This window comes from Jiella sp. M17.18 (assembly GCF_041027365.1).
In the GTDB taxonomy this organism is placed as follows: domain Bacteria; phylum Pseudomonadota; class Alphaproteobacteria; order Rhizobiales; family Rhizobiaceae; genus VKMB-3413.
In genome coordinates this window covers 177306-200824 of the sequence record NZ_JBFTEH010000002.1, presented here as the reverse complement: position 1 = coordinate 200824, position 23519 = coordinate 177306, and the positions used below count along the sequence as shown (strand labels likewise).

The following is a 23519-nucleotide window of genomic DNA, read 5'->3' as shown; positions in this document are numbered from 1 at the left end:
ATATTGGGATCTCAACGCCTTGTGCCGACTGGATCGGAATCGGCGACAGCCGGCATTTAGCTCAAATTAAGCGCGACGTTTAATCGCCTTTTCAAGTCCTGGCGTCATTCTCGGGTCATCGAAAGCCAATCCACAGCGACAGGGACGCTCAAGACAATGGCTCGCATCGACTTCGACACCTTCCGCACCGCAGAGACCAATGGCGCTTTCTTCGTCGACGGCGACATCCTCCTCGAACTCGGCATGCGCGCGGCATCGGGCCGCGACGGCAGTGTCGATCTCGTCGCCGCGCACATGTACTTCAACCTCGCGGACCGGAAGGGCGCGCCCGAGGCGGCCTTCCACCGCCAGGACATCGCCGGCCAGATGACCAAGGCCGAAATCAGCCGGGCGCTGAAGTCGGCGCGCGAGTGGCTGACGCGCCACTGATCCCGCCGATCCCGCGAAGCCCGTCGCGCGCGCCACCGGCTGCGCCGGGCGCCGATAGTCCTGCCGGTTCTGCGGCAGCCCTTCCGCCATCCGCCTGACCCTCTGGACCCGCGGCGCCGGCCGTCGTAGCGTCTGATTTTGCGCTGCAGCATCAGGGTCGACGCGGGATGGCAGGAGAGAGCGACATCAGCGGCGGGGCAGCGGCGGCGGCGACCGCAGCGCCTGCGGAGCGGGCCGCGCGCCGGCGCCTCGGCGACTGGAGCGCCACGGCGACGCATCACACGCCCTGGGAGGACGCCCAGGCGATCCTGACCGGCACCGTGCTCGCGACCATGGGGCTCGGCATCCTCTCCCATCTCGGCCTGCTCACCAGCGGCGTCGCCGGCCTGTCGCTGATCGTCTCCTATGCGTTCGGCATCAATGTCGGCGTCGCCTTCTTCGTCATCAACCTGCCGTTCTACGCCCTGTCGATCCGGCGCATGGGGATGGGCTTCACGCTGAAGACCTTCGTCGCCGTCGCGCTGCTCTCGGCGATGAGCGCGGTGCTGCCGCAGGTCTTCACCATCGGCTATCTCGACCCGCTGGTCGGGGCGGTGATCGGCGGCCTGCTCCTCGGCTTCGCCCTGCTCGCCCTGTTCCGCCACCGCGCCAGCCTCGGCGGCTCGGGCATCCTCGCGATCTTCCTGCAGGACAAGTTCGGCTGGCGGGCCGGCCTGACGCAACTCGCCATCGACCTCACCATCCTGGCGCTCGCCTTCACCGTCATCGACTGGCAGAAAGTGCTTTACTCGCTGGCCGGCGCGCTCGTCCTCAACGGCTTCGTCGCGATCAACCACCGCACCGACCGCTATATCGCAGCCTGAGCCTGGCCGCGCACCGCAGGACGTCGACCGCCGCGCGCGTGCCATGCTCTACTTGCCCCGGGCACTGCGATTCGGGACAGGCAGCACGATGTCGTCCACCCTCTGGCTGACTGCGGTCGCGATGGTCGCCTTTGCGGGCAATTCGCTGCTCGCCCGCCTCGCCATGGCGAGCGGCGGGATCGACGCTGCGGGCTTCACGGGCGTCCGGCTCGCCGCCGGCGCCGCGGTGCTGGGACTGATCCTCGTCCTGTCCCGGCGCGACCAAGGGTACGGCAACACCCGCCGGCCCGCCGGCAGCTGGACCTCCGCCGCCGCGCTCTTCGTCTACGCCATCGCCTTCTCGCTCGCCTATGGCCGCGTCGGCGCCGCGGTCGGGGCGCTGGTCCTCTTCGCCGCGGTGCAGGCGACGATGATCGCCTGGGGCCTCGTGCGGGGCGAGCGGCCGAGCCTTCGCGAGGGCGTCGGCCTCCTCGTCGCCTTCGCCGCCTTCGTCTGGTGGCTGGTGCCGGGCCTGACGCGGCCGGACCCGATCGGCACGGCGCTCATGATCGTCTCGGGCGCCGCCTGGGGCGTCTACTCGCTGCGCGCCCGGGGGGCCGGCGACCCGACGCGGGTGACCGCCGGCAACTTCATCCGCACCCTGCCGGTCGCGCTGCCGCTGATCGTGCTGTCCCTGGTCCGCGGCGGCATCAGCGGGGAGGGGCTCATCGTCGCGCTCCTCTCCGGCGGCGTCACCTCCGGCCTCGGCTACATCCTCTGGTACCGCGCGCTCGAAGGCCTCACAGCGCTCTCCGCCGCCATCGTCCAGCTTTCGGTGCCGGTGATCGCGGCGCTCGGCGCCGTCCTCTTCCTCGGCGAGAGCCTCAGCCTGCGCTTCGCCATCGCCGGCGCCCTCGTCATCGGCGGCATCGCCTTCGCGCTGATGGCGAAGCGGCGGCGCATCCCGGCATAGGCAAATCGCCGCCCGCGACCCTATCTTGGCCCCGTGAGCGTTCGCCCCGACCTTTTCGCCGCCGCAGGCGCCCCGATCCCGCTGCCGGAGCCCTTCCTCGCCTGGTTCGCGAGGAACGGCTGGGCGCCGCGGCCGCATCAGTTGGAACTGCTTTCCCGAGCCGAGGCCGGCGCCTCGGTGCTCCTGATCGCGCCGACGGGGGCGGGGAAGACGCTGGCGGGCTTCCTGCCGGCGCTGGTCGACCTCTCTCGCAGGAAGCGGCGCAAGCCGGGAGAGCGGCCGCGGGGCGTGCACACGCTCTACGTCTCGCCGCTGAAGGCGCTCGCCACCGACATCGCCCGCAATCTGGAGCGCCCCGTCGAGGGGATCGGGCTGAAGGTGACGCTCGAGACCCGCACCGGCGACACGTCGCAGATCCGCCGCCAGCGCCAGAAGCTGAAGCCGCCGGACATTCTGTTGACCACGCCGGAACAGCTGGCGCTCCTGATCGCGGCGAAGGATGCCGACAGCTTCTTCTCGGACCTCAGATACGTCGTCTTCGACGAGCTGCATTCGCTGGTGACGTCGAAGCGCGGTCATCTCCTCGCGCTCGGCCTGGCAAGGCTGCGCAAGCTGCGGCCGGAGCTGCAGACGGTAGGGCTGTCGGCGACGGTGTCGGAGCCGGCCGCGCTCTGCCGCTGGCTGGTGGCGCAGGCGCCGGGGGCCGCCCCGGAAGCGGACCTCATCACCGTCGCGGGCGGCGCCAAGCCGGACATCTCCATCCTGCAGTCGCAGGAACGCGTGCCCTGGCAGGGCCACACCGCGCGCTATGCGATGCCGGAGATCTACGAGGCGATCCGCGCGCACAGGACCACGCTGCTCTTCGTGAACACCCGCAGCCAGGCGGAGATGCTGTTCCAGGAGCTGTGGCGGATCAACGATGACACGCTGCCGATTGCGCTGCATCACGGCTCGCTCGACGTCGGCCAGCGCCGCAAGGTCGAGGCGGCGATGGCGGCGAACCAGTTGCGCGCCGTCGTCGCGACCTCGACGCTCGACCTCGGCATCGACTGGGGCGACGTCGACCTCGTCGTCCATGTCGGGGCGCCGAAGGGCGCTTCGCGCCTCGCCCAGCGGATTGGCCGGGCCAACCACCGCATGGACGAGCCGTCGAAGGCGATCCTCGTCCCCGCCAACCGCTTCGAGGTGATGGAGTGCCAGGCGGCGCTCGACGCCAACTATCTCGGCGCGCAGGACACCCCGCCGCTCAGGGACGGCGCGCTCGACGTCCTCGCCCAGCACGTGCTCGGCATGGCCGTCGCCGGCCCGTTCCGCTCCGACGACCTCTACCGCGAAGTCACTTCGGCGGCCCCCTATGCGAACCTCGACCGCGAAACCTTCGACAAGGTGGTCGATTTCGTCGCGACCGGCGGCTATGCGCTGCGCGTCTACGAGCGCTACGCCAAGATCAAGCTGACCGAGGACGGCACCTGGCGCCTGTCGCATCCGCGCATCGGCCAGCAGTACCGGATGAACGCCGGCACGATCATCGAGGCGCCGATGCTGGATATCCGGCTCATCCGGCGCCGAACCCGCTCGGCGATCGCGCGCGGCGGGCGGCCGCTCGGCAAGATTGAGGAGGCGTTCCTGGAGACGCTGACGCCCGGCGACACCTTCCTCTTCGCCGGCGAGATCCTGCGGTTCGAGGGCATCTTCGAGACGAGCTGCCTCGTCACCAAGGCGACGAGCGACGAGCCGAAGGTGCCCTATTACGGCGGCTCGAAGTTTCCGCTGACCACCTATCTCGCGCGCGAGGTGCGCGCCATGCTCGCCGACCCCGAACGCTGGTCGGCGCTGCCGTCCCAGGTGTCGGAATGGCTGGCGATCCAGAAGCGCAAGTCGCTGATCCCGGGGCCGAACGACCTGCTCGTCGAGACCTTCCCGAACGGGCGGCTGAACCACCTGGTGCTCTACCCCTTCGAGGGGCGCCTCGCGCACCAGACGCTCGGCATGTTGCTCACCCGAAGGCTGGAGCGCGCGCGCGCGCTGCCGCTCGGCTTCGTCGCGACGGACTATGCGATCTCGATCTGGGGCAGGGCCGACATGGGCGCGATGATCGCCGACGGCCGGCTGTCGCTCGACGCGCTGTTCGACGAGGACATGCTCGGCGACGACCTCGACGCCTGGCTCGCCGATTCATGGCTCTTGAAGCGCACGTTCCGGCAATGCGCCGTCATCTCCGGCCTGATCGAGAAGCGCCATCCCGGCCAGGAGAAGACCGGCCGGCAGGTCACAGTGTCTGCCGACCTCGTCTATGACGTCCTGCGCAGCCACGAGCCCGACCACATTCTCCTCAAAGCGACCTGGGCGGATGCGGCGACCGGCCTCCTCGACGTCACCCGCGTCTCAGACCTCCTCACCCGCATCAAGCACCACATCGTCCACAAGGATCTCGCCGAGATCTCGCCGCTCGCCGTGCCGATCATGCTGGAGATCGGCCGCGAGAGCGTCGTCGGCGAGGCGCGCGACGAGGTGCTGGCGGAGGCTGCGGAGGCCGAGATGATCGCGCGGGCGATGCGCTGAGGCGACGCCGCCGCGTGCTGCCTGGTCGCGGTGGGCCGCAGGGACGCGGCGCTTACTGCGCCGGGTTGACCTTGGTGCCGGTCTCGGCCGGAGCGGGAGTCGAGGGGGTCACTTCGCCGGTGTTCGTTCCGGTCGCAGACGTGTCCGACGTGCCGTTGGGCACCGTCTGCGACTGCTTGACGGTATCGCCGGGCTCGGTCGCGCCGCCGATCCAGCCGGTCAGGAGATAGCCGATGATGACGAGGGCCAGCGCAGCGACGAGGACGATGAGGATCGGCCGCCCCTTGCTGCCCTGCCTGGCGCTGGTCGAGTTCATCTCCTTCGGCATGCGATTTTCCTCCCGTCTCTGACCCTCGGATAACCGCCGAGACGGCGAAGGGTTGCCTGGGCGCATTGCCGCACCGGCAGCACAGACCTCAGGGCAGGTGTTTCCGAACCGTCAGCGGCACGCTGTAAAGTCGGGCGCGCGGCACAAGCTATTGGAAAGGCTCGTGTGCCATCCTGCCTTCGTTCCGTCCGCACCTTCGCGAGAAGGAAGCAGAAGAAGAACCGAACGGAGGAGAAGTGACATGTTCGAGAAAGCCATCCTGACCCGCACCACGCCCGAGGCGATCGATGCCGGCCTGACCGCAGGCAGCCTCTGCCGCTGCATCGCCGGGAGCGATGCCCGCTACTGGGGCGAGATGACCATCATGGTGGAAGCCGGTGGCAGCGCGCTCCGCGTGCCGCTCGCCTGCCTCGAATTCCTCGCGCCGCACGCGGTCTGAACGCCGGCGGCGTCGCGCGACGTTCTCCCGTTCCGCCGTGCGGAGCGGGCGATGTAGGATCGGTCCGCGCGAGACGCCGGCGGCTCAATAGGCGCCGAGCGGCTGTCCCGTATAGTCGAGCCAGAAATGCCGGCCGTCGCTGCCGCTCACCTCGGCATAGAGCTCGTCGATGTCGTCGACCATCGCCTGTTCCACCGCTTCTTCCTCGGTGATCAGGCCGGATTCGTAGGCGTCGAGCGTCTCTGACGGCGTCATCGCGTGATCCTCTTTGGTGGGCGTATCCATCAGGACGCCTCGCGCCGGGATGGGTTCCCGCCGGAACAAATTTTTTCTGCAGCGTTTGATGAGCCGGCTACCCCAGCGGAATGGTTGAGCACAGGCCGGCCACCACGCCGAGCGCGACGACGATCCACGGCGGCGTCTTCCTCGAGCCTGCCCCCGTTCGGCGCCGCAGGAAAACCCCGGTCGCCGGCGTCAGCGCCGTTTCGGCGTGATGTCCTTCATCGGGCGGCGGTGGTCGATGTCGAACTCGTCGCCGGTCGCTCCGAAATGGTCGAGGATCATGTCGAGGTTGCGCCGGTTCGACTTGAAGAACACGTCGAAGACGTCGCCGAGCACCGGCACGGAGCCCACCGCGAAGTCGAAGCCGATATTGCCGAGCATCATCGCCAGCTTCGACGCGGGCATGCCGAGCCGGCGCGCCTCGTAGACGATCCACAGCGACACCAATGCGGCGCCGGCGTCGCCGATGCCGGGAACGAGGCCGACGATCGAATCGCCGCCGAAGGAGATGCGGGTGCCGGGAATGCGGATCGCGGTGTCCATCAGCCGGGCGATCCGCGTCACGCGCCGCAGCCGGCGCATCTGGTCGGCGCGTGCAAAGGGATCGCGATCGGGCATCGGCTCAGGTTCCTTCGATGAAACAAGGGGTTCGAAGCGCCCGATATGGGGATGGCGAGACGCCGGGAACAGGGCTGCCGCGCCGCGCCCCTTCGCCCGCGAGACGTCCCGCCGCCGCGTCAGTTCTCCAGCGCCGGCTCCGGCTCGCCTTTCGTCCGGCCGATGCGCGTCGCGATGAACCGCGCCATCGGCGGACCGACAACAAGGACGATAACGAAGCGCACCGTCTGCAGCGCCATGACGAAAGGCAGGTCCACCTTGGTCGAGGCGGCGATGATGGCGATCGAGTCCATGCCCCCGGGGCTGGTGGCGAGATAGGCGGTCACGGGGTCGGTGCCGAGGAAGACGTGCAGCAGCGCCGCCAGCCCGCCGCAGAAGGCCAGCAGCGCGACGATCGAGCCCGCGATCTTCGGCAGAGCGTGCCAGGCGTGCCGCATCACCTCCGGCGTGAAGCCGAGGCCGATCCGCCAGCCGAGCGCGGCATAGGCGATCGCGAGGAACCACTCCGGCAGTTGCATGTGGATGAGGCCGAGCAGGTGGAGCACGATCCCGACGCCCATCGGCAAGAGCAGCGGGCCGGCCGGGATCTTCAGCACCCGGCCGAGCCAGGCGCCGCCGACGGTCAGACCCAGCGTCGTTCCGAAGGCGGGCCAGTCGAGCGGCGGAAACCAGACGATGCCCGCGGTCGCGCTGCCTTCGGCGCCGATCCAGAAGCGTGCCACCATCGAGGCGGCGACGGCGACGAAGATCACCCGGAGATATTGCATGAAGGCGACCAGCCGCGCGTCGGCCCCGAAGGCTTCCGCCATCAGCATCATCGCGGTCGCGGCGCCGGGGGAGGAGCCCCAGACGGCGGTCGTGCCCGGAAGGACCTGCCAGCGGCTCATCAGCCAGCCGAGCGCGCTGCTGGCCGCGATCACGATCACGACGATGCCGACATAGATCATCCAGTCCTGGAGGAAGGTCGTCAGGATCGAGACGGTGATCGAACTGGCGATGAGGCAGCCGATGACCGCCTGCGCCAGGTAGTACGGTACTTTCGGGATCGTCACCGCGTTGCCGGTCACCCCCATGACGACGCCCGCCGCCATCGGGCCGAGGAGCAGCGCCGCGGGAATGCCCGCAAGTTCCAGAAGGACGGCGACGACAGCCGACATGGCCAGGAGGGCGGGCCACCGCAGTGCCTTCGGCGGATGAAACATCGAGACGTTCGTCCTTTCGATCCAGCGGGTCTCGCGGCTGAGCGGGCGTTTCCGGCCTCTCCAGGCGCATCGCACGAGCAGGAGCCGCGGTCTCGCTGGTCGACACCACGACTCGCATTCCTGCCGGACCAGGGAACTCCCCGGCTTTACGGCAATGCAGCATCGCCGCCAATCGTAAGGGAGCGATAAAGTTCCCTCGCGACGGCGGAGCGAGCCCCGGGGGCCGGATCGCCCTCGCAGGGGCAACGAGCGACCGGAGCGTAACCCGGCCAATGGCTAGCCGATTGTACGCCGCAACACGCGATGCTACGGCTCGCCCCGACCCGTTCGATCGAAGGACAGCTTTGGCGGATTAGCCTTCGCTGGACGGGTCCGGAGGCGACGACCGGAAGGTTGCGGCAGCGCGCCAAGACAGAGCGATCGAGATGAACGGACCGCGCGGCTGGTGCGGCCTAAGACCCTGGCGCTTGTCGCGGCCGCCAGGACCACTTGCAGACATCCGGAGTACACGGCGTGACGACGACGCTTTCCATCGCCGAGGCAGAAGGCCTCGTCGCCGAGGCCATGCAGCGCTCCGAGGTCGGGCCCGTCCAGGCGGCATCCGTCGCCCGGGCCCTGGTTGCGGCCGAAGCGGCGGGGCAGGGCGGACATGGCCTGCGGCGCGTCGCCGCCTACAGCGCGCAGGCGAAGGTCGGCAAGGTCATGGGGCGGGTCATGCCGGAGGCCGCGCGCGTCCGGCCGGGGGTCCTGCGGATCGATGCGAGGAGCGGCTTCGCCTTCCCGGCTCTCGACCTCGCCGTCGCCGAGATGCCGCAGATCGTCGCCGACACAGGCATCGGCGCGGCCGCGATCCGCAATTCGCATCATGCCGGCGTCCTGGCGCTGACCGTCGAGCGCTTTGCGGAAGCCGGCCTCGTCGCGATCATGACCGCCAACGCGCCGGGCGCCATGGCCGCCTGGGGCGGCACGCGGCCGCTGTTCGGCACCAATCCGATCGCCTTCGCCGCGCCGCTGCCGGGCGAGGACCCGCTCGTCATCGACCTGTCCCTGTCGAAGATCGCGCGCGGCAAGGTGATGGCGGCCAAGCAGAAGGGCGTGCCGATCCCGGAAGGGTGGGCGCTCGACCGCGACGGCAATCCCACCACCGACCCGGACGCAGCGCTCGCCGGCACCATGCTTCCGGCGGGCGACGCCAAGGGCGCGGCACTGGCGCTGATGGTCGAGATGCTGGCGGCGGGCCTCACCGGTGCGAACTACGCCTACGAGGCCTCCTCGCTCTTCGACGACAGGGGGCCGCCGCCAGGCCTCGGCCAATTCCTGATGGTGATCGACCCCGCGGTGATGGGTGGTGACGGCGTGCTGCAGCGCTTCGGGCAACTCGCAGCGGCGATCGCATCGGAGCCGGAGACGCGCATCCCGGGCCGGCGCGGGCAGGATGCCCGGCGCAGGGCCGCCGTCGAGGGCATCCTCGTCGAGGACGACGTGATGGCGGTGATCCAGGCCATCTGAACGCAATCGTGATCTGCCGGCTGCCTCGAAGGTTGGGCTGCCGGCCCGGCATGGGAGGCGCGGCCTGATCGGCACGCCCGGCGGAGCACCGCCCCCGAGCATCCTTCGCTCGCTTCGCTGCCTAACCATTAAGCCCGGTGCCGAGCCCGGCTGCGATCTTTCCCGGCGGGGGAACAGCCTTAGCCTTTGCGCGCACCGAGGCCGTCCTTGCGACCCTCGATCGTCTCGCCTTGGGCCGCTGTGGCTCGAGATTTCGCCGAACCAGATCCTGGAGTTTGCCGTGCGCGTGCAGACGTCGTTCCCAACCGCCTGTGCACCGCTGCCGGCATTTGCCGCCTGCGATGCGGCCCCACCCGCCGCCGGGCGCCCGCGACAGGCCCCATCCGGTTCTCGGGGCGAGCCGCGCGCCCGTTCCGGAAGCCCGCACGAGCCGACGGCGCGTCGCTCATGAAGCGCCCACGCCCGTTCGAAGGCCATTATGCGCTGATGCTGACGATCGCGCTCGCCGCGCTCGTCCCGTACATCCTCTTGACCACGGCGGCCGACTTCTACGGCCAGAACGTCACCAAGGACATCGGCATCGATGCACAGGGACTGGCGATCATCGCCGGCATCGCGACCGCCGGCTATTGCTTCGGCGCGCTGCTCGGCGGCGACCTGATCAACCGCATCCACCAGCACCGGCTGTTCATGGCCTGCGAGGCGCTGTTCGTCGTCGGCGCGCTGTTGTCGGGCTTTGCCGGCGGTCTCGTCATGTACGGCACCGGGCGGGTCCTCTCGGGCTTCGCCACCGGCCTGTTGCTGGTCGTCGCGCTGCCGCCGGTCATCCAGAACTTTCCGGCGAGCCGGATGCCCTTTTCGGCCGCCTTCATCAATATCGGCTTCTTCGGCGCGGTCACCGCCGGCCCGCTGATCGGCGGCGTCGTCGCGGCGACCGGCCTCTGGCGCTGGCTCTACTTCGCCTTCGCCCTGATCGGCGGCATCGCGATCGTGCTCTCCGTCCTGACCCTGCCGAAGCAGGAGCCGGTCAACCCGGACCTGCCCTTCGACCGGTCGGCGCTCATCCTCGGCCTCGGCGCGACGGTGCTGCCGTTCTGGGGCGCGGAGGAACTCACCGGCCACGGCTTCACCTCGCCCTGGTTCCTCGCGCCGATGGGCTGCGGCCTCGTCTGCTTTGCGGCCATGCTGCTGACCGAGTACCACAAGAAGGAGCCGCTGGCGCCGGTGAAGCAGGTGGTCAGCACCTTCCCCTTCGTCGGCATCCTCGTTGCCATGTCGGGGGGCGGGGTGCTCGTCGCGCTGCTCGGCCTTGCCACGCAGTTCCGGCTCGAGGTCACCGGCCTTTCGCCGCTCGAAACAGGGCTGTCCTTCTGGCCGCAGGTGGTCGCGGTGGTCATCGCTGCGGTGCTCGTCGCCTTCGTGCTGCGCACCCGCTACCTGCCGGTGCTGATCCTGTGTGGCATGGTGCTTCTCGTCGCCGCCGGCGTCCTCGAGGCGAGCCGCTCGACCGACGGCGGAACCGCGATGCCGCTGATCGTCGCCGGTCTTCTCGGCCTCGGCGCCGGCACGACGGTCGCGCCCGGCCTGTTCCTCGCCGGCTTCTCGCTGCCGTCCAAGGTGATCGGGCGGCTGTTCGCGCTGATCGAGCTGGTCCGCTCCGTCGTCAACTTCGTGCTGGCGCCGGTGGTCCTGAAGATCGCGCGGCTGGTCTCGGACGGACAGGGACTGACGGCGGGCGGGTTGCAGCTGGCGACCTGGCTGACGGTCGGGATGACGATCCTCGCCATCGCCGTCGGCCTCGGCATCTACCTCGCGGGGACCCGGCGGCTGCCGCATCCGGATCTGGAAGCCTGGCTCGGGCAGGGGAAGACCGCGGTCAATTCGCCGGAACTCGGCGCTCGCTGGCGGAGCGGATAATTCGGGGAGTGGTCGCTGATGACGGCGCGCAGGGTCGTCTCCTGGGTCGCACGCGGGCTCGCGGCATTCGCCGTCCTGCTCGTCCTCGTCGTCGGCGGCCTCTACCTCTGGCTGCGAACCTCGCTGCCGAAGGTCGACGGCACCCTCGCACTGCCGGGGCTGGTGGCGGCGGTGACGGTGGACCGCGACAAGGTGGGCGTTCCGCATATCATGGCCCAGAACGAACATGACGCTGCCTTCGCGCTGGGCTTCGTCCACGCGCAGGATCGCATCTTCCAGATGGATATCCTCAGGCGCTACGGCGAAGGACGGCTGGCGGAACTCGGCGGGAAGGCGGCCCTGCCGCGCGACGAGTTCATGCGCACGCTCGGGCTCAAAGAGGCGGCCGAGGCGGAATGGGATTCTCTCGATCCGCCGGTCCGGGCCTATCTCCAGGCCTATGCCGACGGCGTGAACGCCTATGAGGCGCACCACGCCGGCGCCAGCATGCCCTACTACGACTTCGTGCCGGGGCCGGCGAAGTGGAGCCCGGTGGACAGCATCGTCATCTCCAAGGTGATGGCGCTCTACCTGACGCAGAATTTCCGGCGCGAGCTGGAGCACGCGCTGATCGCCCGGAGGGTGACGGCGGAGGAACTGCACGACCTCTACCCGCCCTATCCCGAGCGCGGCCTCGTCACCCTGTCGGCGATCCTGAAGACGCTGCCGCTGACGCGCCTTGCCGCACGAATGCCGAAGGATTTCAGCCGGGCCGAGGCCTCGAACGACTGGGTGGTTGCAGGCGGCCGAACGACCACGGGCAAGCCGCTGCTCGAGAACGATCCGCACCTGACCTACATGACGCCGGCGATCTGGTATCTCGCCCGCATCCAGTCGCCGCAACACGACCTCGCCGGCGCGACCATCCCCGGAACACCCTTCGTCATCGTCGGCCACAACGACCATTCGGGCTGGGGCTTCACCGAAACGGGGGGCGACGCCGAGGACCTGTTCATCGAGAAGGTCGATCCGGCAGATCCCGGCCGCTACCTCGCGCCGGGCGGCTCGCGCGCCTTCAGGACCCGCAAGGAAACGATCCACGTCAAGGGCGGGGCGGACGTGACGATCACCGTCCGCTCGACGCGCCACGGGCCGGTGATCTCCGATGTCGGCACGCCGGGACTGCTGTTCGGCACCGAAAGCCGGTGGGACTCGGCCACCGGAAAAGGCGGCACCTCGGGCAAGGGCGCGGACGCCGGCGGCGGGACGGCGGCGTCGGCCGTTCTCCCGGATGGCGGCAAGGGCTATGTCCTATCGCTGGAAGCGACCTTCCTGCAGCCGGGCGACCGCACGGCGGAGGCGTTCTGGGGCATGGACCGCGCCAGCGACTGGGCGTCGTTCAAGTCCCCCCTCAAGGACTTCACCGCGCCGCAGATGAATATCGTCTATGCCGACACCGCGGGTACGACCGGTTTCATGGCGCCGGCGAAGATTCCGATCCGGAAGAAGGGCGATGGCTGGCTGCCGGAACCCGGCTGGACGGGCGACTACGACTGGAGCGGCTTCATCCCCTTCGATGCCCTGCCGCAGTCGGTCGATCCGCCGCAGGGCCGGTTCGTGACGGCGAACAACAAGATCGTGCCGGACAGCTATCCCTACTTCCTGACCCACGACTGGGCACCACCGTTCCGGGCCGACCGGATCGCCGGATTGCTGGACGCCATGCCGAAACAGTCGGCCCGGTCCACCGGCCGGATCGCTTCCGACACCAAGTCGCTGATGGCGCAGCGGCTGCTCCCGGTCCTGACGGCGGCGCCGCCGGACGATGCGCGCGCGAGGAAGGCCATCGGCATCCTCAAGGCCTGGGACGACGGCATGGACCGCAAGGCTGCGGCGCCGCTGATCTTCACGGCCTGGATCCGGGAGATCGAGAAGGAACTGTTCGCAAAGCGTCTCGGCTCAGGCTTTGCGCGCTATTTCCGGCCGCATCCGACCGTCCTGCAGCGGCTCCTCGTGCCGGGTTCGCCATGGTGCCGGGCGGCCGGCGGCTCGGGCCAGGGCGGCTGCGAACACCTCGTCGCCCATGCCCTGTCCGTCGCGCTCGGCGATCTCTCCCGCCGGCATGGCGAGGACATGTCGGCCTGGCACTGGGGGCAGGCGCATCAGGCCGATTTCCGCAACATCGTTCTGTCGCGGGTGCCGCTCCTCGGCAGCCTGTTCAAGCTGCAGATCCCGGCGCCGGGGGGCAGCGAGACGGTCAATGCCGGCGACATGCATTACGGCGACGAGAAGAACCCCTTCCTGGACGTCGCCGGGCCGGGACTGCGGATGGTGCTGGACTTCTCCGACCTCTCGCACTCGCGCTTCCTGATGGCGCCGGGCCAGTCGGAGAACCCGTTCTCGCCGCACTACGGCGACCTGATGAAGCCCTGGCGGGACTTCTCATGGATGGAGATCGGCGACGCCGAGAGCGCTCACAGCCTGAACCTCTCGCCGGAATAGCCGCCACTGCGACGGCCTCGCCGGCGGTTCCCGGGTCAGCCGCCGATGCGCACGATGCTGCGGGTCTTCACGTCGACGATGATCGGCTGCCCCGCATAGTAGAAATAGGCGAAGGCATGGCTGCCCTCGGGCTGCACCAGCTTCACCGACTGCGGGACGGAGTCGCCGAGCTGCGGCGGGCTTCGCAGGTGCGAATTGTCCGTCGGGTGCGAGAGGGCGTACTGCACGACATTGACCTTCTCGTCGGCGGCGCGTGCCGGGGACGCGGCGGCGAGAACAACGGCGAGGACGACGGCAACGCGAGCGGCTTTGGGCATAATGACCTCATTCGATCGTTCCGCGACCCAGCGGAACATTGGCTTCATCATCGCATCGCCCCGATGAATGCAAGCTGAGCGGGGCGGCTTTTGCAAGTGCGAGATCGCCGCCGGCAACAGATATGTCGGCGCGGCCCGGAATGCATGGGGTGCGGGAGGAAAACGCGCCGTCACCGTCCCAGCCGACGCCATGACGCCCTCGAAAGGTGGGCGGTGATCGTAGGAGCCCCCGCGACAGGCCGCCGGCGCTCGAACGAGGTCGCCGGTGCGGGGCCCGCGGGCGGTGGGCGGTCTGCCGGATTGTCGATAGCGCCCTAGCTCAAGGCGCGACACCCGCCGACGGCAGGAGCCGAAGCCGGCTTCTGCCGGGCTGCCGGAGGCCGAGCTTCATCAGCGGCGTCAACCGCACGAACAGGCCGCCCGCGGCGGCCGGACAACAGGATAGACAGGAGACTTCGCCCGTGACCCAGATCCCCCGCCAGCCGCTGTTTTCCGGCGGCCCGGCCGTCAGCCGGCTCTGCCTCGGCACGATGATGTTCGGCGACCAGACCGACGAGCCAGAGTCCGGCCGCATCCTGGAGCGCTTCTTCGCCGCCGACGGCAATTTCATCGACACGGCGGACGCCTATGCCGGACAGGAATCGGAGAAGATCCTCGGACGCCTCCTGAAGGATGCGCCGGCAGACGTCTTCGTGGCGACCAAGGTCGGCAATCCGGTGAAGGGCGTGGAAGGCTCCGGCGGCCTTTCGTCGGACTGGATCAGGCGCGCGGCGCAGATGTCGCGCGAACGCCTGCAGCGCGAGACGATCGACCTCTATTACCTCCATCTCGACGATGAGCGCACGCCGCTGGAGGAAGTGATCGGGACCCTCGGCGGCCTGATCTCCGAAGGCGTGATCCGCCACTGGGCGTTCTCGAACTTCCGCGCCTGGAAGATCGCCGAGATGATCCGCATCGCCGACAGCCTCGGCGTGCCGCGGCCGGTGGCGGCACAGCCCTACTACCACATCCTCAACCGGCAGGCGGAAGCCGACTATTTGCCGGCCTGCCGGCACTTCGGCATCGGCGTCGTGCCCTATTCGCCGCTCGGCCGCGGCATCCTGACCGGCAAGTACCGCGACGGGACGCCGGAAGGCTCGCGTGCGGCACGGGGCGACGCCCGCATGATGGAAGTGGAATTCGTGCCGCAGACGCTAGCCCTGGCCAACCGTGCGGCGGACTACGCGGAAGGGGGCGGACGGGAGCCGGCGGCGCTCGCGATCCGCTGGGTGCTGGCGAATGCCGGTATCCCCTCGGTGCTGATCGGGCCGAAGAGCGTGAAGCAGCTGGAGGGCTATCTCGGCGCGTTCGAGACGACCTATTCGGTCGTCGACGAGGCCTTTCTCAGCGGCCTCTGCGCGCCGGGCCAGCTGCCGGTCGCGGGCCACAGCGACCCGCGCTATCCCTATCGGGGCCGGCTGCCGCAGCTGTGACCGGCCACGGGCGGGACGTCCTTTTGGGCGTCCCGCGTGCCGCCGCTTGCGAGAGAGGGGCTCAGCCCTCGCGAACTGCCTCGACACCTTCGCCGGCGCTGATGTTGTTCAGATGGACCTCGTGCTCGGCCCGCTCTGGATGCGTTTCGACATTGATATCGGTGCCCTCCAGCCAGCGCCCGACGAGATCGCCCTGACCGGGCAGGACGCGGTAGCGGGCGCCGTCGCTGAGTTCGACGATCCCGTCATTGCTGATGGTCTTGAGGAGGGGCATGGGGGCATCCTTCTGATCTTCGGCGAGCGGAGCGAGGCGGCCGCGCGACGACCGCGGTCCTTCTTGCGAACGTGCAGGTGCCTGCGTGCGGCGCTCGGGTTGTCGGAGGAATCGAACGGCAGAAGGACGCCGGGGGTTGCATCGCCGACGAAGGACGGAACCGCATGTCGGCTCCGCCCGAGCCTTCACGGGGCGAGCGGGACGTTCCGCCAGGCGCTTCCGCTCCCGGAGCTATGCTTCAGGACGAAAGCTGCTGCGATTCTCCGAAGGCACGCAGGAGCGACTGCAGGCTCGGCTCCTCCACCAGGTCCGGCGCCGTGCGGCCGTCGTGCCAGACGCGCTGGCGCTGGCTCTGCTCGGGCCACTCGTCCTTCAGGTCCTGCACCGGCAGCGGGTAGACCAGGACGCGGCAGGGGATCGCGCCCTTGTCGGTCCGCTTCTCGTAGTCATAGGCGCCGATGGCCGATTTCTTGGTCTTGCCGACGATCCCGGCCTCCTCATAGGCCTCGATGGCGGCGGCCTTGTGGAGGCCGCGCCGCTTCATCGGCCAGCCCTTGGGCAGCACCCAGCGTCCGGTCTCGCGGGAGGTGACGAGCAGCACTTCGAGCGCGCCGTCTTCATTGAATCGATAAGGAAGCGCGGCAACCTGCCTGCGCCGCTTCGTCTTGGCCATCGTCTCTCTTGTCGGGGTTCGCGCGCTGAAGCGCGCGGGGCGTGCGACGTCAGCCGGCACGCGAAAGGGATCATCCCTAACATATAGGAATCTTCGCCAATTCGGTAGGGTCGGGCGCCTGAACCTCTGGTCAGCTGCGGCGGAATTTGCATGGCCGGGCAATTCCACCGCCGGCTGCCCATCCCGGCCGATTGCCTTTCCGCCGATCGGCCCGTAAGCCGCGGGCGACGGTGGCCCGCATCGGCGGCTCGCGGAATGGCGGGACCCTTCGCGGCGCCGTCGCTGATGTCACCGATGAACCAGCCAGATAGAGCAAGCGATGCCCCAGAGCGTCATCTTCGATACCGATCCCGGCCAGGACGACGCCGTGGCGATCCTGACGGCGCTGGCCTCGCCGGAACTCGACGTCCTCGGCATTGTCACCGTCGCCGGCAACATTCCGCTGTCGCTGACGACGCGCAACGCGCTGCGGCTGGTGGAACTTGCCGGTCGTCTGGACGTGCCGGTCCATCCCGGCTGCGACCGCCCCTTGCGCGGACCGCTGGTGACGGCCGAGCACGTGCATGGCGCGACCGGTCTCGACGGGCCGGACCTGCCGGAGCCGAACGCCGGGCCGCAAGCGCTGCACGGCGTCGACTTCCTGATCGAGACGGTGCGGGCGAATCCGCCGGGCACGATCCGCCTCCTGGCGCTGGGTCCCCTGACCAACGTCGCGCTCGCCTTCTCCAAGGCGCCGGACGTCGCCGCGCGGCTGCAGGACATCGTCCTGATGGGCGGGGCCTATTTCGAGGTCGGCAACATCACGCCGACCGCCGAGTTCAACCTCTATGTCGACCCGGAGGCGGCGGCGATCGTCTTCGCCAGCGGGGCCAGGATCACCGTCCTGCCGCTCGACGTCACCCACCAGATGCGCTCCACCAAGGCGCGCATCGCCGCCTTTTCGGCGCTCGGCAACCGGTCGGGTACGGCGGTTGCGGCGATGCTGTCCTTCTCCGAAGGCTTCGACCTGACGAAATACGGCTGGGACGGCGCGCCGCTGCACGACCCCTGCGTCACCGCCTTCGTCCTAAAGCCGGAACTCTTCGACGGGCGTTCCGTCAATGTCGAGATCGAGACCGGCAGCCGGCTGACCCGCGGCATGAGCGTCGCCGATTTCTGGGGCGTCACCGACCGCCCGAAGAACGCCTTCTGGGTCCGCTCGGGCGACGCCGACGGGTTTTACGAGCTTCTCGTCGACAGGATCGGCCGGCTCCCCTGAGATATCGGCGCCGCGGTGGTCGGATTCGCCGCTGCGGGTGCCGCCACGCGGGATGCTGCGACCCCGGCGCGACAGTGTGTTCAGGAGACGGCCCGCGTCCGGCTCTTTCCGGCGATGGCTAGCCGCCTATCTGGCGCTGCGTCGCTCGCCCGGTCGTCCGCCCGGCGGGCATTCCGCGGTTTCCTGATCCGGGCCTTCATGTCCTCGACGAGTATTTCCGAACCGATCCTCTCCGTCCGCAACGTCTCGAAGACCTACGAAGGTGGATTCCAGGCGCTGAAGGCGATCGACCTCGAGATCGCCAAGGGCGAGATCTTCGCGCTGCTTGGGCCGAACGGCGCCGGCAAGACGACGCTGATCTCGATCATCTGCGGCATCGTGAACCTGTCCGAGGGGTCGGTGACCGTCGACGGCCACGACATCGCCCGCGACTACCGCGCGGCGCGCTCGACGATCGGTCTCGTGCCGCAGGAACTGACGACCGACGCCTTCGAGAGCGTCTGGGCGACGGTCTCGTTCTCGCGCGGCCTGTTCGGCAAGCCGAAGAACCCGGCGCATATCGAGAAGGTGCTGCGCGACCTCTCGCTCTGGGAGAAGCGCGACAACAAGATCATGACGCTGTCCGGCGGCATGAAGCGGCGCGTCCTGATCGCCAAGGCGCTGTCGCACGAGCCGCAGGTGCTGTTCCTCGACGAGCCGACCGCCGGCGTCGACGTGGCGCTGCGCCGCGACATGTGGGAGGTCGTGCGCAAGCTGCGCGATTCGGGCGTCACCATCATCCTGACGACCCACTACATCGAGGAAGCCGAGCTGATGGCCGACCGGATCGGCGTCATCTCGAAGGGGGAGCTGATCCTCGTCGAGGAGAAGACCGAGCTGATGCGCAAGCTCGGCCACAAGGAGCTGACGCTGCATCTGCAGGAGCCGCTTTCCGCCGTGCCGGACGGCTTTCCCGATTACGACCTGTCGCTGTCGGACGAAGGCTCTCAGCTCACCTACACCTACGACACCAATGCCGAGCGGACCGGGATCGCCAGCCTGATGCGGCGCCTGGCGGAGGAGGGCATCCGCTTCCGCGACCTCTCCACCAAGCAGTCGACGCTGGAGGAAATCTTCGTGAACCTCGTCGAGGACCGGGCATGAACCTGACCGCCGTCGCCGCGATCTACCGCTTCGAGATGGCGCGCACCTTCCGCACCATCCTGCAGAGCGTCATCTCGCCGGTCATCTCGACCTCGCTCTACTTCGTCGTCTTCGGCGCGGCGATCGGCTCGCGCATCCAACAGGTCGACGGCGTCAGCTACGGTGCCTTCATCGTGCCCGGCCTGATCATGCTGTCGCTCTTGCAGCAGAGCCTCACCAACGCCGCCTTCGGCATCTACTTCCCGAAGTTCGTCGGCACGATCTATGAACTGCTCTCCGCGCCGATCTCCGCGTTCGAGATCATCCTCGGCTATGTCGGGGCAGCGGCGACGAAATCGATCATGCTCGGCGTCATCATCCTTGCCACCGCCTCGCTGTTCGTCGACCTCAGGATCGAGCACCCGGTCTGGATGATCGCCTTCCTGGTGCTGACGGCGGTGACCTTCGCGCTGTTCGGCTTCATCATCGGCATCTGGGCCGACGGCTTCGAGAAGCTGCAGCTGGTGCCGCTCCTGATCATCACGCCGCTGACCTTCCTCGGCGGCAGCTTCTACTCCATCAAGATGCTGCCGCCCTTCTGGCAGGACGTCAGCCTGGTCAATCCGGTGGTGTATCTGATCTCCGGCTTCCGCTGGGCCTTCTACGGCGCCTCGGACGTCTCGATCGGCGTCAGCCTGGGGATGACGGCGGTCTTCCTGCTGGCGGCGTTGACGGCGATCTGGTGGATCTTCAAGACCGGCTGGCGGCTGAAGAGCTGAACGGCTATGCCTGCCGCTGGACAAGAGCGGCCAGGGCGAAGGAAGAGAACCATGAGCGAAGCGACTGCCGACATCGGCGTGATCGGGCTCGGCACGATGGGGGCGAATCTCGCCCTCAACATCGCCGAGAAGGGCTTCACCGTCGCGGTCTACAACCGCACGACCGCCAAGGCGCACGCGCTGAAGGCCGACAATCCGGACCTCGCCGGAAACATCGTCCCGGCCGAGACGCTGGAGGACTTCGTCGCCAGCCTCAAGCCGCCGCGCCGCGTCCTGTTCATGGTGCCGGCGGGCCCGCTCGTCGACGAGGAGATGGAGAAGGTCGGCCCGCTGTTGTCCGGCGGCGACGTGATGATCGACGCCGGCAATGCCGACTTCCACGACACCGTCCGCCGCTCCAAGGCGGTCGAGGGCACGGGCCTCCACTTCGTCGGCATGGGCGTGTCCGGCGGCGAGCTCGGCGCGCGGCACGGGCCGTCGATCATGGTCGGCGGCGCAAAGGAGACCTACGGCTCGCTGAAGCCGATCCTCGAGAAGATCGCGGCGCAGTACCAGGGCGCGCCGTGCGTCGCCTGGCTGGGACCCGACGGCGCCGGCCACTTCGTCAAGACCATCCACAACGGCATCGAATATGCCGACATGCAGATGATCGCCGAGATCTACGGCATCATGCGCGACGGGCTCGCAATGCAGCCGGACGCGATGGCCGGGATCTTCCGCGACTGGAACACGCGGGGCCTCGCCTCGTACCTGATCGAGATCACCGCGGTGAACCTGGCCGAGAAGGACCCGGACACCGGCAAGCCGATGGTCGAGGTGATCACCGACGAGGCAGGCCAGAAGGGCACCGGCCGCTGGGCGGTGATCGAGGCGCAGAAGCTCGGCATCGGCGCGACGACGATCGAGGCCGCGGTCGCGGCGCGCGGCCTGTCGGCCCGGCGCGAGGAACGGCTGCAGGCCGCGAAGACCTTCGCGGACGTGAAGACGCCAGCGTCCGGCTTCCAGGCGGGCGACGCGGCGATGGCCGAGCTCGAATCGGCGCTGGAGGCGGCGAAGATCATCGCCTACGCGCAGGGCTACGCCACGATGGCCTCGGCCTCGGACGAGTACCACTGGAACCTGCCGCTCGGCACCATCGCCGAGATCTGGCGCGCCGGCTGCATTATCCGCTCGCACTTCCTCGACGACATCGCCAAGGCCTATGACGGCGGAGCGCGTGTGGTGAACCTCCTGCAGTCGCCGCACTTCGTCGAGCGGGTGGCGGCGGGTCAGGCGGCGCTGCGCCAGGTCGTCGCGAGGGCGGTGCTCGCCGGCATCCCGGTGCCGGCTCTGTCGGCGGCGCTCGCCTATTTCGACGACTACCGCCGGGCGCGCGGCACCACCAATCTCACGCAGGCGCAGCGCGACCTCTTCGGCGCCCACACCTTCCACCGCCTCGACAAGGACGGCGTCTTCCACCACCACTGGCCGGCGGTCTGACCGCCGGACAGTGGCGGAGAGAGCGCGTCAGGCCACGGCCGCGCCGCCGGCGCTTGTCGGAACGACGCTGCCGTCCTCCTTGGTGAAGGCGCCGATAGCCGGGTTCGGCAGGATCTCCAGCACCTTCTCGGAGGGGCGGCAGAGCCGGACGCCCTTGTCGGTCACGACGATCGGCCGGTTGATCAGGATCGGGTGCTCCATCATCGCCTGCAGGATCTCCTCGTCGTTCAGCTTGGGATCGTCGAGGCCGAGTTCCTTGTAGGGCGTCCCCTTCTCGCGCAGCAGGTCGCGCGGCTTCATCTTCATCATGTCGAGGAGTTCGATCAGCGTCTCGCGGCTGGGCGGCTCCTTCAGGTATTCGATCACCTTCGGCTCCTCGCCGGAGGCGCGGATCATCGCCAGCGTGTTGCGGGACGTGCCGCAGTCGGGGTTGTGGTAGATCGTGACGGTCATCTCGGCTCTTTCCGGGTGCGACTGTGGGACAGGGGAGCATTCGCCGGCCCGCGGCGCGCTGCGGAGGGCGCGCGCGTGCCGGCGCTAAGGAGCCAGACGAAGAGGCCGAGGGCAAGCAGGCAAGGCGATGCTTCTCGCCGAAGAGCCGGGATCGACGTGACGGGCGCCGGATCGGCGATATCTGCGTCTTCGATCGGAGCCTCGGTGGCGGCTCCGGAACGTTCATGTGAGGGAAGAGCGGAAATGGACGCAGACCGGCCGAAGCCGCGCATCGCGATCATCTATTGCACGCAGTGCCAGTGGCTCCTGCGCGCGGCCTGGATGGCGCAGGAGCTGTTGTCGACCTTCTGGACCGACCTCGGCGAGGTCGCGCTCCTGCCCGGCACCGGCGGCGTCTTCGAGATCACCTATGACGGTCAGGCAATCTGGGAGCGCAAGGCCGACGGCGGTTTTCCCGAGGCGAAGGTCCTGAAGCAACGCGTCCGCGACCTGCTCGACCCGGAGCGCAATCTCGGCCATAGCGATCGGTAGGTCTTCTTTTCGCTTGGCAGAAACGGCGGTGGGAGTGGAAGAAAGCGACGGTTCACCAGCTAAATTACCGATCGGTCATGAGCGGATTGTAATGCAACGCGCGCCCCTGTCTCCAAGTTGTACTGATAGGCGAGGCCGAAAGTGGAATGGCGCCTGTTTCGGGCGACAACGCGAACCCGGCCTCATGGGAGATATACATGACCAGGAACATGATCTTCGCCGTAACGCTTGCATCCGCCACCGCCTTGGCGCCGGCAGCCTTCGCCGCGTCGAGCAACAATAGCAGCAGCCAGGGCACGACGAACAGCGCCTCGTCCCAGGCCAAGCCCGTGAAGCAGGCGGTCCGCGACTACACGCGCCTGTCGCGCTCCGGGTTCAACGCGTTCCACGACATCCGCCTGGCGCGGCTCGCGATCTTCGACGGGCAGGCCAAGCGCGCCGAGCACTTCGTCTCGAGCGCCGAGGCATCCTGGCAGAAGGCGGAGAACGACCGCACGAGCTTCATGAAGGCGGTGTCCGACATCCACGCGCCGCAGAACCAGGGCAACCAGAACAATGCCAGCGCCGACATGAAGGGCCAGAACGGCACGCAGTCGGCGAAGAACGGCGCGGACAACTCGAAGCCGATCAAGTGGGTCCCGATCGATGCCGAGGTCAATCTCGCCAAGGGCTATCTGGTGACGCCGCAGAACTCGAAGGCGGTAGCCAAGGCCAACCAGTCGATGCGGAACGGCGACCGCAAGGGCGCCATGGATTCGCTGAAGCTGGCCGGCATCGACGTCAACTACACGATGGCGCTGGCGCCGGTGAACCAGACCGAGACCCAGCTCCAAGCGGCCGCCAAGGATCTGAACGCCAACAAGTATTACGAGGCCAATCTCGACCTGAAGAAGGCCGAGGACGGCATCATGCTGGATCAGATCAGCGTCGTCGGCAATCCGAACGCGCAGGTCAGCTCGTCGAATGGCAGCGACAACGGGCAGTCGACCCAGTCGGCCCAGAACGGCTCGGACCAGTCGCAGTCGAGCGGCACCGCTGATCAGACCACGACGTCGAGCACCAGCTCGCAGTAATCTCGCGGGCCTGATGGCCTGCGGGACAGGCTGACCATGGAAACGGGAGGGCGCCGACGCGCCCTGCCGTTGTTCATGTCAGTCCGCCTGCGTGACCTGCACGAAGCGCTTGTCGAAGGCGACGTGGCCGGCGATCCGATCGACCGGCGGATGCTCGTGCGGATCGTCATAGGCCCAGACGGCGTTCTCAGCCGTCTTCGCGCCGTCCCTGATCGACCAGTAGCGCGCCTCGCCCTTCCAGGGGCAGGTCGTGTGGTGGTCGGTCGGCGTCAGCAGCGCCATCTCCACATCCGCCTTCGGAATGTAGAAGACCGGGTCGTGACCCCGCTCCTTCAGGAGAAGGGCGTTGTCGCTGCGCGCTAGCGCTGCGCCCTCGAAGGTGGCGGTGACGGTTCTTCCCGCCGGCTCGATGGTGATGCGCTCGCGGATCTGGGCTGCACGGTCGTCGCTCATGGATATCTCCTGCTCGATGAAAGCCGACCATCCATCTACCGCCCGCCGCCGCG

At 68.5% G+C, this 23519-nt stretch carries 24 protein-coding genes; 15 read left to right on the top strand and 9 right to left on the bottom strand.

Translation table 11 applies throughout. The annotated features are described in order from the left end of the window. The first annotated feature begins 156 nt into the window (after positions 1-156). From AB5S17_RS04380 to AB5S17_RS04365, 4 genes are all read left to right on the top strand, one after another. Positions 157-429 (top strand): hypothetical protein, encoded by a 273-nt coding sequence (locus AB5S17_RS04380; protein WP_369236555.1) that lies wholly within the window; start codon positions 157-159, stop codon positions 427-429. 167 nt (positions 430-596) lie between these two features. Further along, the gene (locus AB5S17_RS04375) at positions 597-1292 is read left to right on the top strand and encodes a YitT family protein (protein ID WP_369236553.1); all 696 of its coding nucleotides are present in this window, start codon (positions 597-599) and stop codon (positions 1290-1292) included. A gap of 88 nt (positions 1293-1380) precedes the next feature. Further along, complete coding sequence (locus AB5S17_RS04370) at positions 1381-2244, top strand: DMT family transporter (RefSeq protein WP_369236551.1); 864 nt, start codon at positions 1381-1383, stop codon at positions 2242-2244. Positions 2245-2277: 33 nt separating this feature from the next. Then, the gene (locus AB5S17_RS04365) at positions 2278-4806 is read left to right on the top strand and encodes a ligase-associated DNA damage response DEXH box helicase (protein WP_369236549.1); all 2529 of its coding nucleotides are present in this window, start codon (positions 2278-2280) and stop codon (positions 4804-4806) included. Between the two features lie 52 nt (positions 4807-4858). Here AB5S17_RS04365 and AB5S17_RS04360 read toward each other — a convergent pair whose 3' ends face one another. After that, positions 4859-5134 (bottom strand): hypothetical protein, encoded by a 276-nt coding sequence (locus AB5S17_RS04360; protein WP_369236547.1) that lies wholly within the window; start codon positions 5132-5134, stop codon positions 4859-4861. 241 nt (positions 5135-5375) lie between these two features. On the opposite strand from AB5S17_RS04360, the gene AB5S17_RS04355 reads away from it, so the two are divergent. Next, positions 5376-5573: a hypothetical protein gene (locus AB5S17_RS04355; protein ID WP_369236545.1), complete on the top strand. Its 198-nt coding sequence runs from the start codon at positions 5376-5378 to the stop codon at positions 5571-5573. Between the two features lie 84 nt (positions 5574-5657). Here AB5S17_RS04355 and AB5S17_RS04350 read toward each other — a convergent pair whose 3' ends face one another. The 3 genes from AB5S17_RS04350 to AB5S17_RS04340 form a co-directional block, all read right to left on the bottom strand. Beyond that, a complete protein-coding gene (locus AB5S17_RS04350; protein ID WP_369236543.1) occupies positions 5658-5858 on the bottom strand; it encodes a hypothetical protein in 201 nt (66 codons plus the stop codon). Positions 5859-6047: 189 nt separating this feature from the next. After that, positions 6048-6473, bottom strand: coding sequence for a DUF4112 domain-containing protein (locus AB5S17_RS04345; protein WP_369236541.1), 426 nt, complete (start codon positions 6471-6473; stop codon positions 6048-6050). A 119-nt stretch (positions 6474-6592) separates the two neighbouring features. Next, on the bottom strand, positions 6593-7675 hold the full coding sequence (locus AB5S17_RS04340) for an AbrB family transcriptional regulator (protein WP_369236539.1): 1083 nt from the start codon (positions 7673-7675) through the stop codon (positions 6593-6595). 513 nt (positions 7676-8188) lie between these two features. Between AB5S17_RS04340 and AB5S17_RS04335 the strand changes: the two genes are divergently transcribed. The 3 genes from AB5S17_RS04335 (at position 8189) to AB5S17_RS04325 (ending at position 13582) form a co-directional block, all read left to right on the top strand. Continuing rightward, a complete protein-coding gene (locus AB5S17_RS04335) occupies positions 8189-9184 on the top strand; it encodes an Ldh family oxidoreductase (RefSeq protein ID WP_369236537.1) in 996 nt (331 codons plus the stop codon). Between the two features lie 447 nt (positions 9185-9631). After that, on the top strand, positions 9632-11101 hold the full coding sequence (locus AB5S17_RS04330; protein ID WP_369236535.1) for an MFS transporter: 1470 nt from the start codon (positions 9632-9634) through the stop codon (positions 11099-11101). A gap of 18 nt (positions 11102-11119) precedes the next feature. Beyond that, positions 11120-13582: a penicillin acylase family protein gene (locus AB5S17_RS04325; RefSeq protein ID WP_369236533.1), complete on the top strand. Its 2463-nt coding sequence runs from the start codon at positions 11120-11122 to the stop codon at positions 13580-13582. 35 nt (positions 13583-13617) lie between these two features. On the opposite strand, the gene AB5S17_RS04320 is transcribed toward AB5S17_RS04325, so the two are convergent. After that, positions 13618-13899, bottom strand: coding sequence for a hypothetical protein (locus AB5S17_RS04320; RefSeq protein ID WP_369236531.1), 282 nt, complete (start codon positions 13897-13899; stop codon positions 13618-13620). Between the two features lie 461 nt (positions 13900-14360). Between AB5S17_RS04320 and AB5S17_RS04315 the strand changes: the two genes are divergently transcribed. Further along, entirely contained in the window at positions 14361-15371 is a 1011-nt protein-coding gene (locus AB5S17_RS04315; RefSeq protein WP_369236529.1) for an aldo/keto reductase, read from the top strand. Positions 15372-15432: 61 nt separating this feature from the next. Here the strand turns inward: AB5S17_RS04315 and AB5S17_RS04310 are convergent, their stop codons facing one another. Both AB5S17_RS04310 and AB5S17_RS04305 read right to left on the bottom strand, forming a co-directional pair. Continuing rightward, a complete protein-coding gene (locus AB5S17_RS04310) occupies positions 15433-15645 on the bottom strand; it encodes a hypothetical protein (protein ID WP_369236527.1) in 213 nt (70 codons plus the stop codon). A 238-nt stretch (positions 15646-15883) separates the two neighbouring features. Continuing rightward, the gene (locus AB5S17_RS04305) at positions 15884-16318 is read right to left on the bottom strand and encodes an NUDIX hydrolase (protein WP_369236525.1); all 435 of its coding nucleotides are present in this window, start codon (positions 16316-16318) and stop codon (positions 15884-15886) included. Between the two features lie 319 nt (positions 16319-16637). On the opposite strand from AB5S17_RS04305, the gene AB5S17_RS04300 reads away from it, so the two are divergent. The 4 genes from AB5S17_RS04300 (at position 16638) to gndA (ending at position 20956) form a co-directional block, all read left to right on the top strand. Further along, positions 16638-17576, top strand: coding sequence for a nucleoside hydrolase (locus AB5S17_RS04300; RefSeq protein ID WP_369236523.1), 939 nt, complete (start codon positions 16638-16640; stop codon positions 17574-17576). Between the two features lie 198 nt (positions 17577-17774). Then, complete coding sequence (locus AB5S17_RS04295; protein WP_369236521.1) at positions 17775-18719, top strand: ABC transporter ATP-binding protein; 945 nt, start codon at positions 17775-17777, stop codon at positions 18717-18719. Then, complete coding sequence (locus AB5S17_RS04290) at positions 18716-19477, top strand: ABC transporter permease (RefSeq protein ID WP_369236519.1); 762 nt, start codon at positions 18716-18718, stop codon at positions 19475-19477. The genes AB5S17_RS04295 and AB5S17_RS04290 overlap by 4 nt, the downstream gene beginning before the upstream one ends. Before the next feature lie 51 nt (positions 19478-19528). Next, the gene (gene gndA, locus AB5S17_RS04285; RefSeq protein ID WP_369236517.1) at positions 19529-20956 is read left to right on the top strand and encodes an NADP-dependent phosphogluconate dehydrogenase; all 1428 of its coding nucleotides are present in this window, start codon (positions 19529-19531) and stop codon (positions 20954-20956) included. A 27-nt stretch (positions 20957-20983) separates the two neighbouring features. Here the strand turns inward: gndA and arsC are convergent, their stop codons facing one another. Beyond that, the gene (gene arsC, locus AB5S17_RS04280; RefSeq protein ID WP_369236515.1) at positions 20984-21409 is read right to left on the bottom strand and encodes an arsenate reductase (glutaredoxin); all 426 of its coding nucleotides are present in this window, start codon (positions 21407-21409) and stop codon (positions 20984-20986) included. Between the two features lie 243 nt (positions 21410-21652). Here arsC and AB5S17_RS04275 point away from each other — a divergent pair, with 243 nt between their 5' ends. Together AB5S17_RS04275 and AB5S17_RS04270 are read left to right on the top strand one after the other, a co-directional pair. Next, positions 21653-21940 carry a SelT/SelW/SelH family protein gene (locus tag AB5S17_RS04275; protein WP_369236513.1) on the top strand — a complete coding sequence of 96 codons (288 nt, stop codon included), beginning with the start codon at positions 21653-21655 and terminating at the stop codon, positions 21938-21940. 197 nt (positions 21941-22137) lie between these two features. Beyond that, on the top strand, positions 22138-23013 hold the full coding sequence (locus AB5S17_RS04270; RefSeq protein ID WP_369236511.1) for a YfdX family protein: 876 nt from the start codon (positions 22138-22140) through the stop codon (positions 23011-23013). Between the two features lie 78 nt (positions 23014-23091). On the opposite strand, the gene AB5S17_RS04265 is transcribed toward AB5S17_RS04270, so the two are convergent. Further along, positions 23092-23466: a DUF427 domain-containing protein gene (locus tag AB5S17_RS04265; RefSeq protein WP_369236509.1), complete on the bottom strand. Its 375-nt coding sequence runs from the start codon at positions 23464-23466 to the stop codon at positions 23092-23094. Between the last annotated feature and the right edge of the window lie 53 nt (positions 23467-23519).

Coding starts and splice junctions, on each gene's coding strand:
- AB5S17_RS04380 (WP_369236555.1), top strand. CDS start 157: ATGGCTCGCATCGACTTCGACACCTTCCGCACCGCAGAGACCAATGGC.
- AB5S17_RS04375 (WP_369236553.1), top strand. CDS start 597: ATGGCAGGAGAGAGCGACATCAGCGGCGGGGCAGCGGCGGCGGCGACC.
- AB5S17_RS04370 (WP_369236551.1), top strand. CDS start 1,381: ATGTCGTCCACCCTCTGGCTGACTGCGGTCGCGATGGTCGCCTTTGCG.
- AB5S17_RS04360 (WP_369236547.1), bottom strand. CDS start 5,134: ATGCCGAAGGAGATGAACTCGACCAGCGCCAGGCAGGGCAGCAAGGGG.
- AB5S17_RS04355 (WP_369236545.1), top strand. CDS start 5,376: ATGTTCGAGAAAGCCATCCTGACCCGCACCACGCCCGAGGCGATCGAT.
- AB5S17_RS04350 (WP_369236543.1), bottom strand. CDS start 5,858: ATGGATACGCCCACCAAAGAGGATCACGCGATGACGCCGTCAGAGACG.
- AB5S17_RS04345 (WP_369236541.1), bottom strand. CDS start 6,473: ATGCCCGATCGCGATCCCTTTGCACGCGCCGACCAGATGCGCCGGCTG.
- AB5S17_RS04340 (WP_369236539.1), bottom strand. CDS start 7,675: ATGTTTCATCCGCCGAAGGCACTGCGGTGGCCCGCCCTCCTGGCCATG.
- AB5S17_RS04330 (WP_369236535.1), top strand. CDS start 9,632: ATGAAGCGCCCACGCCCGTTCGAAGGCCATTATGCGCTGATGCTGACG.
- AB5S17_RS04325 (WP_369236533.1), top strand. CDS start 11,120: ATGACGGCGCGCAGGGTCGTCTCCTGGGTCGCACGCGGGCTCGCGGCA.
- AB5S17_RS04320 (WP_369236531.1), bottom strand. CDS start 13,899: ATGCCCAAAGCCGCTCGCGTTGCCGTCGTCCTCGCCGTTGTTCTCGCC.
- AB5S17_RS04310 (WP_369236527.1), bottom strand. CDS start 15,645: ATGCCCCTCCTCAAGACCATCAGCAATGACGGGATCGTCGAACTCAGC.
- AB5S17_RS04305 (WP_369236525.1), bottom strand. CDS start 16,318: ATGGCCAAGACGAAGCGGCGCAGGCAGGTTGCCGCGCTTCCTTATCGA.
- AB5S17_RS04300 (WP_369236523.1), top strand. CDS start 16,638: ATGCCCCAGAGCGTCATCTTCGATACCGATCCCGGCCAGGACGACGCC.
- AB5S17_RS04295 (WP_369236521.1), top strand. CDS start 17,775: ATGTCCTCGACGAGTATTTCCGAACCGATCCTCTCCGTCCGCAACGTC.
- AB5S17_RS04290 (WP_369236519.1), top strand. CDS start 18,716: ATGAACCTGACCGCCGTCGCCGCGATCTACCGCTTCGAGATGGCGCGC.
- gndA (WP_369236517.1), top strand. CDS start 19,529: ATGAGCGAAGCGACTGCCGACATCGGCGTGATCGGGCTCGGCACGATG.
- arsC (WP_369236515.1), bottom strand. CDS start 21,409: ATGACCGTCACGATCTACCACAACCCCGACTGCGGCACGTCCCGCAAC.
- AB5S17_RS04275 (WP_369236513.1), top strand. CDS start 21,653: ATGGACGCAGACCGGCCGAAGCCGCGCATCGCGATCATCTATTGCACG.
- AB5S17_RS04270 (WP_369236511.1), top strand. CDS start 22,138: ATGACCAGGAACATGATCTTCGCCGTAACGCTTGCATCCGCCACCGCC.
- AB5S17_RS04265 (WP_369236509.1), bottom strand. CDS start 23,466: ATGAGCGACGACCGTGCAGCCCAGATCCGCGAGCGCATCACCATCGAG.